Annotated in this window: 14 protein-coding genes and 1 tRNA gene; 8 read left to right on the forward strand and 7 right to left on the reverse strand. The window is 66.7% G+C overall.

The genetic code is table 11. The annotated features are described in order from the left end of the window. From VF649_RS04310 to VF649_RS04320, 3 genes are all read left to right on the forward strand, one after another. Window positions 1–365: CysS/YqeB C-terminal domain-containing protein (locus VF649_RS04310; RefSeq protein WP_422663737.1), on the forward strand; the 365-nt coding region annotated here is incomplete at its 5' end. After that, window positions 362–1,300, forward strand: a complete 939-nt coding sequence (locus tag VF649_RS04315) for a D-2-hydroxyacid dehydrogenase (protein WP_331010726.1) — start codon at window positions 362–364, stop codon at window positions 1,298–1,300. The genes VF649_RS04310 and VF649_RS04315, both read left to right, overlap by 4 nt. A 2-nt stretch (window positions 1,301–1,302) precedes the next feature. After that, a complete protein-coding gene (locus VF649_RS04320; protein WP_331010727.1) occupies window positions 1,303–1,653 on the forward strand; it encodes a hypothetical protein in 351 nt (116 codons plus the stop codon). A 21-nt stretch (window positions 1,654–1,674) separates the two neighbouring features. Here VF649_RS04320 and VF649_RS04325 read toward each other — a convergent pair whose 3' ends face one another. Beyond that, entirely contained in the window at window positions 1,675–2,658 is a 984-nt protein-coding gene (locus tag VF649_RS04325; protein ID WP_331010728.1) for a M48 family metallopeptidase, read from the reverse strand. A gap of 123 nt (window positions 2,659–2,781) precedes the next feature. Between VF649_RS04325 and VF649_RS04330 the strand changes: the two genes are divergently transcribed. The 5 genes from VF649_RS04330 to VF649_RS04350 all read left to right on the forward strand — a co-directional run bounded on the left by VF649_RS04330 (window position 2,782) and on the right by VF649_RS04350 (window position 6,615). Then, complete coding sequence (locus VF649_RS04330; RefSeq protein WP_331010729.1) at window positions 2,782–4,152, forward strand: class II 3-deoxy-7-phosphoheptulonate synthase; 1,371 nt, start codon at window positions 2,782–2,784, stop codon at window positions 4,150–4,152. Further along, a complete protein-coding gene (locus VF649_RS04335; RefSeq protein WP_331010730.1) occupies window positions 4,149–5,096 on the forward strand; it encodes a helix-turn-helix domain-containing protein in 948 nt (315 codons plus the stop codon). The genes VF649_RS04330 and VF649_RS04335 overlap by 4 nt, the downstream gene beginning before the upstream one ends. A 22-nt stretch (window positions 5,097–5,118) precedes the next feature. Beyond that, window positions 5,119–5,194 (forward strand) — tRNA-Glu (locus VF649_RS04340). Between the two features lie 297 nt (window positions 5,195–5,491). After that, the gene (locus VF649_RS04345) at window positions 5,492–5,866 is read left to right on the forward strand and encodes a hypothetical protein (protein ID WP_331010731.1); all 375 of its coding nucleotides are present in this window, start codon (window positions 5,492–5,494) and stop codon (window positions 5,864–5,866) included. Next, window positions 5,845–6,615: a hypothetical protein gene (locus tag VF649_RS04350; protein ID WP_331010732.1), complete on the forward strand. Its 771-nt coding sequence runs from the start codon at window positions 5,845–5,847 to the stop codon at window positions 6,613–6,615. Before VF649_RS04345 ends, VF649_RS04350 begins: the two co-directional genes overlap by 22 nt. Before the next feature lie 53 nt (window positions 6,616–6,668). Here the strand turns inward: VF649_RS04350 and VF649_RS04355 are convergent, their stop codons facing one another. From VF649_RS04355 to VF649_RS04380, 6 genes are all read right to left on the reverse strand, one after another. Further along, a complete protein-coding gene (locus tag VF649_RS04355) occupies window positions 6,669–7,232 on the reverse strand; it encodes a hypothetical protein (protein WP_331010733.1) in 564 nt (187 codons plus the stop codon). Between the two features lie 28 nt (window positions 7,233–7,260). Next, window positions 7,261–7,533 (reverse strand): hypothetical protein, encoded by a 273-nt coding sequence (locus VF649_RS04360; protein WP_331010734.1) that lies wholly within the window; start codon window positions 7,531–7,533, stop codon window positions 7,261–7,263. Then, window positions 7,533–7,763 (reverse strand): hypothetical protein, encoded by a 231-nt coding sequence (locus VF649_RS04365; protein WP_331010735.1) that lies wholly within the window; start codon window positions 7,761–7,763, stop codon window positions 7,533–7,535. Before VF649_RS04365 ends, VF649_RS04360 begins: the two co-directional genes overlap by 1 nt. 1 nt (window position 7,764) lies before the next feature. Beyond that, window positions 7,765–8,208 carry a hypothetical protein gene (locus VF649_RS04370; protein ID WP_331010736.1) on the reverse strand — a complete coding sequence of 148 codons (444 nt, stop codon included), beginning with the start codon at window positions 8,206–8,208 and terminating at the stop codon, window positions 7,765–7,767. A gap of 1 nt (window position 8,209) precedes the next feature. Further along, entirely contained in the window at window positions 8,210–8,458 is a 249-nt protein-coding gene (locus VF649_RS04375) for a hypothetical protein (RefSeq protein ID WP_331010737.1), read from the reverse strand. Between the two features lie 3 nt (window positions 8,459–8,461). Then, on the reverse strand, window positions 8,462–8,858 hold a 397-nt coding region (locus tag VF649_RS04380; RefSeq protein ID WP_331010738.1), incomplete at its 5' end, for a hypothetical protein.

Below are 8,858 nucleotides of genomic sequence, written 5' to 3' on the forward strand. Positions count from 1 at the left end.
ACCTGAACACCCCGCGCGCGCTGGCCGTGCTGGACGAGATGCAGGCCGACAAGGCGCTGTCCCCCGCCGATCGGCTGGCCGGGCTTGCCGAGGCCGAGTCGCTGCTGGGCCTGATGCTGACGAGCCTGACGCGCGGCGACCTGCGCATCCGGCCTGTCGAGGCGCGGATTGACGAAGCGGCCATAGCGGACCGGCTGGCGGCGCGTCGGGAAGCGCGCGCCGCCAAGGATTTCGGCCGATCGGATGCGATTCGCGGCGAGCTGACCGCGGCCGGAGTCGAGGTGATGGACGGTGATCCGCTGGGCTGGGACTGGTCGACGGATCGGGCGGGCGATCGGGCGGGCGATCAGGAGGCGAAAGCATGAAGGCCGTCCTGCCCGCCGCGGCGCGCGCGTTGATGGCGCCGCACTTGCCCGCCGATCTGGACGTGGCGTGGTTCGCGTCCCCGGCCGAAGCGAACGCGATGATCGCCGACGCCGATCTGGCGTGGGTCGACATGCAGCCGACCGAATTGGTCGCAGAGGCAATCCGGGCGGCGGGGACGCGGCTGAAATGGGTGTCGACCATCTACGCCGGGCTCGACGCGTTCCCGCTGGACGTGGTGCGTGCGCGCGGTGCGGTGCTGACCAACGGATCGGGCATCAACGCCATCGCGGTCGCGGAATATGCAATGCTGGGGATGCTGGCTGCGGCCAAGCGCTTCGACATGGTGGTGCGGCTGCACGATGCGCGCGAATGGACCCGCGAGGCGCCGGGCAGGATCGAGCTGGCGGGCAGCCGTGCGATCGTCATCGGCTATGGCACGATCGGCCGATTGATCGGCGATCGGCTGACGGCGTTCGGCGTCGACGTGACCGGCGTCACCCGGCGCGCGCGCGACGGCGCGATCGGCCCCGACGACTGGCGCGCCCGGCTGGACGAATTCGACTGGGTGGTGCTGGCCGCGCCATCGACCGATGCGACGAAGGCGATGATCGGCGCGGACGAGCTGGCGGCCATGAAGTCGACGGCCTGGCTCATCAACATCGCGCGCGGCGACATGATCGATCAGCCCGCGTTGATCGCCGCGCTGGAAGCCGGGACGATCGCAGGTGCCTTTCTGGACCCGACCGACCCCGAACCCCTGCCCGCCGACCATCCGCTGTGGCGCGCACCCAACATCATGATTTCCATGCACCTGTCGGGACACAGCCAGACCAGCATGTTCCAGCGCGGCGCCGCGCTGTTCCTGGAGAACCTGTCCGCGTTCCTGGCGGGCAAGCCGATGCGCAACGTCGTCGATCTCGACATGGGATATTGAGGGTGGCGCACCTGACCGTCGCTCATGCTGCCGACCGATATCACGCGTTCATCAACTGGATCGGCGACGGCACCGGCCTGCCCGACACGATCCTGCACATCCATGCCGGCATGCTGATCCTGCTGCTGGCGCGGCTGGTGACCGGGCGGTCACTGGGCAGTTTCGTGCCGCTGACGTTCGTGGCGGTGGCGGAAGCCGGCAACGAGATCATGGACCGGCTGGAATTCGGATCGTGGCGCTGGCCCGACACGGCATCCGATATCATCAACACGCTGTTCTGGCCGACGATCATCTGCCTGGCCGTGCGCCTGCGCCCGCTGGCCGCCGAGCGGCTCACGCGCAGGCGGCGATAGGCGCTTGTTCCGGCGGCCCCATTATTCAAGCGGCGCGGCGCGGGTGGCGAGCAGCGGCGGCACATATGGCATAGGCGCGTTCGGCGGCATGCGGGCGATTTCGTCGGCGATCGCCTGCGCGCGGGCGGCGGACGACGGATGCGTCCGGCTGCGGAACAGGCCGCCGTCGACATCGCTGCCGTGCATGCGCCAGAAGGTGACGGCGCTGGCCGGATCGTAACCGGCGTTGCGCAGCAGGTACATGCCGAGCAGATCCGCCTCGTTTTCCGTGCGGCGGAACAGGCGCCCGTTGCGGCCGAATTCGGCGAGCATGCCGCGCTTCACCCCTGCCGCGTCCAGCCGCCGGGCGTGATGCAGGATGTTGTGGGCGAGTTCGTGGGCGACGACGACGGCGACCTGCGCATCGTCATAGCGTTCGAAAAAGCGCGAGCCGATCTGGACGAGGTCGCCGTCCGCGGATGCTTCCATCCCCGGTCCCAGCAGCACTTCGAACGCGCTGCGGCACCCCGGCGATGCTGCGACGGTGGCATCGAAGCGCGTGCCCGCACGCAGCAAGGTCAGGGTGAGCGGTTGCGCGGCCGGCTGCCCCGCGATCAGCGCGCGCACCGCATCCCGCTGGGCGCTGCTGGCTGTGTTGCCGGGCTTGCCCGCCACGATCTGGCCGGCGACCGCGATCACCGCATCGTCGGCGGCGATGCCGGCACGCGCCGCGGCGCTATCGGGCACGACCGCTTCGACCGCGACCGGTGCCGCGAAGCCGAAAGCGGCGCGGGCGTCGGCGCGCATGTCCGGCGCATATTGGCCGATCGCATGGATCGCGAGGCCGGGCGTCGGCGCCAGCGCATCGCACAGGGCCGCATTGGCGGTGGTCAGCCGATAGGCGATCGTCGCCATCCGCAGATCGACGTCGCGCAAGGCGGCGAAGAAGCCCGGCGCAGGCGCCTGGGCGGCGGCGGGGACGCTCGCCAGCATCAGCGCGCAGGCGGCGATCGTTCGCGTCGGCATCGCGCGGCCATATCCCTGCCCCGGACAGCCAACAACCCCGCGCGGGCTTTTCCGTGATTGACCGCGGCGCGCGAACGGGCGCATGGGCAGGGCACCGAAATAAGACATAAGGCGCGAAGGAACATGGCAGCGAATTGGTCGCCGGACAGCTGGACCAGGGCCGAAGCCCGGCAGATGCCGCATTATCCGGATGCAGGCGCGCTGGACGCCGCATGCGATCAGCTTGCCAAATATCCGCCGCTGGTATTTGCCGGCGAGGCGCGCAACCTGACCGGGCATCTGGCGAAGGCGGTGACCGGCGAGGCATTCCTGCTGCAAGGCGGCGATTGCGCCGAAAGTTTCCTGGAGCATAGCGCAAACAACATCCGCGACACGTTCCGCGTCATCCTCCAGATGGCGGTCGTGCTGACCTATGCGTCCAAGCTGCCGGTCATCAAGCTGGGCCGCATGGCGGGCCAGTTCGCCAAGCCGCGATCGACCGACATGGAAACGATCGACGGCGTCGAGCTGCCCAGTTATCGCGGCGACATCGTCAACGATATCGCGTTCGACGATGCCGCGCGCCAGCCCGATCCGCAGCGGATGATCCGCGCCTATTCGCAAAGCGCCGCGACGCTGAACCTGCTGCGCGCGTTCGCGCAAGGCGGCTATGCCAACCTGCACCAGGTCCACCGCTGGACGCACGATTTCATGGGACGCAGCCCGTGGGCGCGCAAATATGCCGAGACCGCGGACCGGATCGGCGAAGCGCTGGAATTCATGGCGGCGTGCGGGATCGATCCGGAAACCGTACCGCAATTGGCGCAGACCGATTTCTACACCAGCCACGAAGCCCTGCTGCTGCGCTACGAACAGGCGCTGACCCGGCAGGATTCGCTGACCGGCGACTGGTATGACACGTCGGCGCACTTCCTGTGGATCGGCGATCGCACCCGCTTCGAAGGATCGGCGCATGTCGAATATCTGCGCGGCATCGGCAACCCGATCGGGATGAAATGCGGGCCGTCACTGGAACCCGATGCGCTGTTGCGGCTGCTCGACACGCTCAATCCGGCGCGGGTGCCAGGGCGGATGACGCTCATCACCCGCTACGGCCATGACAAGATCGAGGCGGGGTTGCCCCGGCTGGTGCGCGCGGTGATGCGCGAAGGGCATCCGGTGGTGTGGAGCTGCGACCCGATGCACGGCAACGTCGTCAAGACCAGCACCGGCTACAAGACCCGGCCGTTCGACCGCATCCTGGCCGAAGTGCGCGGATTCTTCGCGGTGCACCGTGCCGAGGGCAGCCTGGCAGGCGGCATCCATACCGAGATGACCGGGCAGAACGTGACGGAATGCACCGGCGGCGCGATGGACGTGACGCAGATGGACCTGGCGGACCGGTATCACACGCATTGCGACCCGCGGCTGAACGCCGGGCAGAGCATCGAGCTGGCGTTCCTGTTGGCGGAAATGCTGAACCAGGAACTGAAGGAGCGCAGGAAAGCCGCGTGATCGAAGGCGGCACCGAACTGCCGGCCGTCAGCCCTCGTGCGTGCGCGATGCCGCCCGGCCTGGCGATCCGTTACGACCGCCCGGCCGACGATATCGCCGATTCGATCACCGGCTATCACGTCTATTCCGCACAAGGATCGGCCGAGCGGGTCGACTGGTTCCTGCCCGGCACCGCCAACATCCGCATCGCTCTGGACGCCGGGGTGATCGCGGTGACGATCCGGCGACGGACCTATTCGCCGATACCCGCCGTCACCCTGTTCGGGCCCACCAGCCAGGCGATGCGTGCGGTCACCCACGGCGGCACGATGATCGGCATCGGCGTGAGCGCGCTGGGCTGGTCCCGGCTGTTCGCCAAGTCGGCCAGCACCTACCGCGACCGCATCGTGCCGCTGGCCGAGGCCGCCGACGCGGAGCTGGCCGACGCCTTGTTCGCCGCGCTGTCGGCCACCGACCGCGATCATCAGGTCAAGGCCGCGCTGGACGCCTTCTTTCGCGCGCGGCTGGGGCCCTATCACGCCGATGCGCCGCTGATCCGCCGGCTGATGGGGATGATCGTCGACGAGCCGGCCGATCCGCTGGCGGGGATCGCGGCGGAGCTGAACCTGCCGGCGCACACGCTGCGTCGCCTGTCGACGCGGCATTTCGGGTTCCCGCCCAAATTGCTGCTGTTGCGCGCGCGGTTCCTGCGCTCGCTCACGCGGCTGCTCGCCGCGGGCGAGCCGCTGGATTATTCCAAGATCGCGCCGAGCTATTTCGACGCCTCGCACTTCCTGCGCGACGCGCGCGCGTTCCTGGGCACCACGCCCAAGCGCTTCGTGGCGCAGCCGACCATCTTCCTGCAAGCCAGCCTGCGCGCGCGCGAAGCCGTGCTCGGTGCTCCCACCCAGGCCCTGCACGCGATCGCGCCAGCCACGCTTGACGCCGAACACCCCGCCCCGTAGACGCCGCGCTTCCGCCAGCAATGGCCCCTTCGTCTAGCGGTCTAGGACGTCGCCCTCTCACGGCGAAAACACGGGTTCGATTCCCGTAGGGGTCACCAAGCGTTTACAAATACTTAGCTTCCGATTTGCGGCATTATCCACGTAGCTTGGGTAATGGTTGGGGAATATACGCGCTGAAACGCCGTGAACTAAGCTGGAACAGAGTGCGACAAGTGGGGAAACATCGGGTCAGCCGTTGACTCCGCAGGGGTAGTCGCCCCAGCCTGCCCAACGTGCCAGGTCCGTTCCACCCACTTGTTGAGCAATGGAAGCTGTTGAGCGGGCCGGTGAGTTGGTCCCTGCCTAACTCCGGTGACGGACAAGTCGGCTTCCTTGTCCCGCTTGAGATCGAGGGCGTGACAGTCGTCGACTTCGCGCTTCGGGGCATTGCCTACGAGCAGCGCGTGGACGCTGCGGTGACGTTCCAGCTGGAGATTGGGACACCCGGGGTTCGCACACGCACGCCCCTCATTCGCCTTGATTGGCGCCCAATATCGCTGCAGCATAGAAATCCCGATCGAACGATGCTGGTCGGCGACCATGTCCATCCCTTCGATCTGAACTGGTTGGAGGTCGAACAGCGCATGCGCCGGCACAATCTGCCCTATGCCGCCCCGCTCTCCCAGGCGGTAGACAGCTATGGCGCGCTGATTGATGCTGCTAGGACGGTGTTTAGAATCTCAAACGTAGAAATCATTCCCCCGCCGGAATGGTCACCGAAGCTGATATGACGATGACGGAGACACGTGCAGTTGATCGAGCCGCTACGGTGGAAGCCGCGGCGCGATCGCTGCTGCTGGTCCGGCACGACGGCGAGGTCAGCCGTGTGGCTCTCCCGATCTTCTATCCGAGCGGTGCAGCCGCAACCGTAGAGGTCGCGCAGAACGGCCCCCAGTTCCTGATCTCGGACGCGGGGCTCGCCTACCGGGAAGCCGAGCTGATCGGCGCGGAGAACCTGTTCAACCGCAACGCCGCCCCGGTCGCTGAGCAATTTGGGATCGACGTGGGGAAGCGCGGTTTCACTGTTTCGGCGTCGGTTGATCAGCTTGCCGGGGCGATGGCCGACGTGGCCGCCGCATCCGTCCAAGTAGCACATAGGATCTGCGAGCGGGTGGCTCAGCGAAGCGAAGCCGCAATAACTGCTCATCTTTACGAACGGCTGGTGGCCGTCTTCGGCGCGCAGAAGGTGGTTCCCGAAGCAGAGATCGCAGGCGCGTCGAGCCATAAGTGGCGCGTCTCCGCGCTTGTCCACGTTGACGGGAAGGACATGGCATTCGAGGCCGTGTCTAACCACCACAGTTCGGTCTACTCGTCCGCGACCATGTTCCACGACCTGAGCCTGCTGGAACGGAAGCCCGTCCCGGTGGCGGTTGTAAAGGACAAGGCGTCGTTCGGCGCCTACCTGAGCATACTGTCACAGGCCGCGAACGTGATCGAGGACACCGTGCCAAATGCGGCACTGGAACGGCTAGCAGCCTAGGGTAGCCACCGATCGGCGGGAGATCAGCAGCTGGTTTCGCTGCCACCTGGTGGCTAGCTGACGAACATCGCTTCCACGATCGCCTGCATCAGCACACTCCGGGGCACGGGAACGCTGACGGTGGTGTAGCCCTGATTCTGCGCTCGTCGCTGTCCGTATAGGCCGATCCACTGCCGCCCATGCTGACGCCAAGCACGCTGTAGCGCGGGCACAGGAAGCAACACACAGGTCGCGGCCGGCGCGTGGGCGTAGGCGATGAAGTCGGCGGCAAGCGGTTTCTGCACCCATCCGGGCCGGCGCAGCCCCTCGTTCGACCAGCGCTCCAGCAGCACGTCGGGCCAGTCCTCGGTCCTGATCTTCTCGTCCACCGTGTAGGTGCGCCCGCAGGCGAGCGTCAGCAGCCGGTCAATGCCGCCGCGCTGCGCCCATCCGTCATGCTCGACCGCCACTGCCGACATCAGCGTCGGGAAGGCGCGTCGATAGATCGGGATCCACCAATCGTTGCCATACTGCGCGGCAAGCGAGTGGCTTTCCTCGAATCGATGGACGCGCGCGGGAGAACCGCGACCGCCTCGGTGTGCCGGAGTGCGGAGGGCGGGACGCAGTCCTGCCGGCATAGGCGGCGGCGACGGCCAGATGAGCGCGTTAGTCGTATGCTTCCTCCTTCTCGTGGTCGTGCCCGTCCTCGTCATCCTCCAGCAGATGTTCGAGGTCCGGGTCTCCATCGATTTCGTCGATGCGGTTGATCATGTGCTCGGTCAGGCGGGCTAGCTCAGCGCGCGGCAGGGACGGGATGGCCGCAAACATCGCGCGCATACCGACCAAGTCGCTGGGCCCGCTCCACTGCCGACGGCGGGTCCGGCGCCATCGAGGGCGTCGGCGCGGTGCGGCGGCGGGAGTGGTGAAGGCGTGACCCATCATGCTGCCTCCCCCATCTGCCGGCGCTCGATCGCGGTCTTGATCGCCTCCTGCCGTTCGGGCCGACCGATGATCTGGGACATGACGCTGGTGAGCACCTCGCCATCGCAGTCGTCGACCAGGAACGCGAGCTTGCGGCCGGACATCAGCGCATAGCCGCCGCCAATCTGAGCGAGGTCGGAGAGCCATGCCACTGGATTAAAGCTGGCGGGTTCGGGTGCGGCGCTCATGTCACCGGCCCTCCTTCAGGAAGGGGCCGCCCGGATTCCGAAAGGCGTGGATCAGCTGATCGAGATCGAGTGGCCAATGGTCGGCTGCAACGTGTCCCGCAGCCCGGCAATAGGCATCATGGGCGGGTCCAGTGTCGTCCTCGGCTTGCCCGGCGAAGCCGTTCCATTGATCAATGGCACCACACAACCCCTGCGCAAACGCATGAGGGATGATGGTGGCAATCTTGTCGTCATTCCGTGCGGTCGTCACCGGCCGACTGTTGCGGTCGAAGTTGTGCGCGTGCTGCACCATCCTTTTCGCGGCATCGACTTCCAGGAAGGCCCCAGCCAGCTCCTCGACATCGACCCACGGGAAGTCAGGCTCCGTGTGCGGCGGAGAGAAGAACGAGACCGGCCGGCCGTTGATGTCGGCTCTCGTGAGAAAACGGGGAACTGCGTGCGTCATGTCAGCGGTCCTCCGTTCTGGCGGAGGCGAGCTTGTCCATCTCATCCACCTTGGACTGTATGCGTCGGAGGTGATCCTCCAGCATGGCGAGCAGCCACAGGGCGTGGTTGTGCTCGTCCTGCGCCTGCTTCTCGGCGGGAAGGTTCCGAAACATCTCGGCGGCGGCGATGACGTGGACCGTGGCGAGGGCACAGGAGACGCCCTCCTGCAGTAGCGACTCGCGGACGACGTGCTGGTTGCTGTCAGGCATGTCTCAGTCCTCCAGTTCGACTGAGCGGAAGCGGCGGCGGTTCCAGACCCGCATCGTTCCCCGCTTGAACTGATCCCCGATCTGCTCGTGGTCGGCCTTCACCTCGGTCGCCATGAAGTCGAACAGCGTATCGATGGCGACGATGAGCGCGGCCCGTTCGTAGGGCGGCTCCTTCCCAGGCGTGTAGAGGTCGTGCGCAAGGTAGATGTGGTATTGCAGGATCAGCGCATCGGCCCACGTGGTCGGCACCTGGTAGAGCAGAGCGGTGCGAAGCGCGTCCGTCTCCGCCTCGGACATCGTCATTGCCTCGTCGTATCGGGCAGCCCTGAACTTGTCGGCCTCATCGTCGCCGAGCGCCAGCTTGGCGGTGTCCAGCACATTGTAGGCGATCATCGTGGCT

It is taken from the genome of Sphingomonas sp., from assembly GCF_036387535.1.
GTDB lineage: Bacteria > Pseudomonadota > Alphaproteobacteria > Sphingomonadales > Sphingomonadaceae > Sphingomonas_R.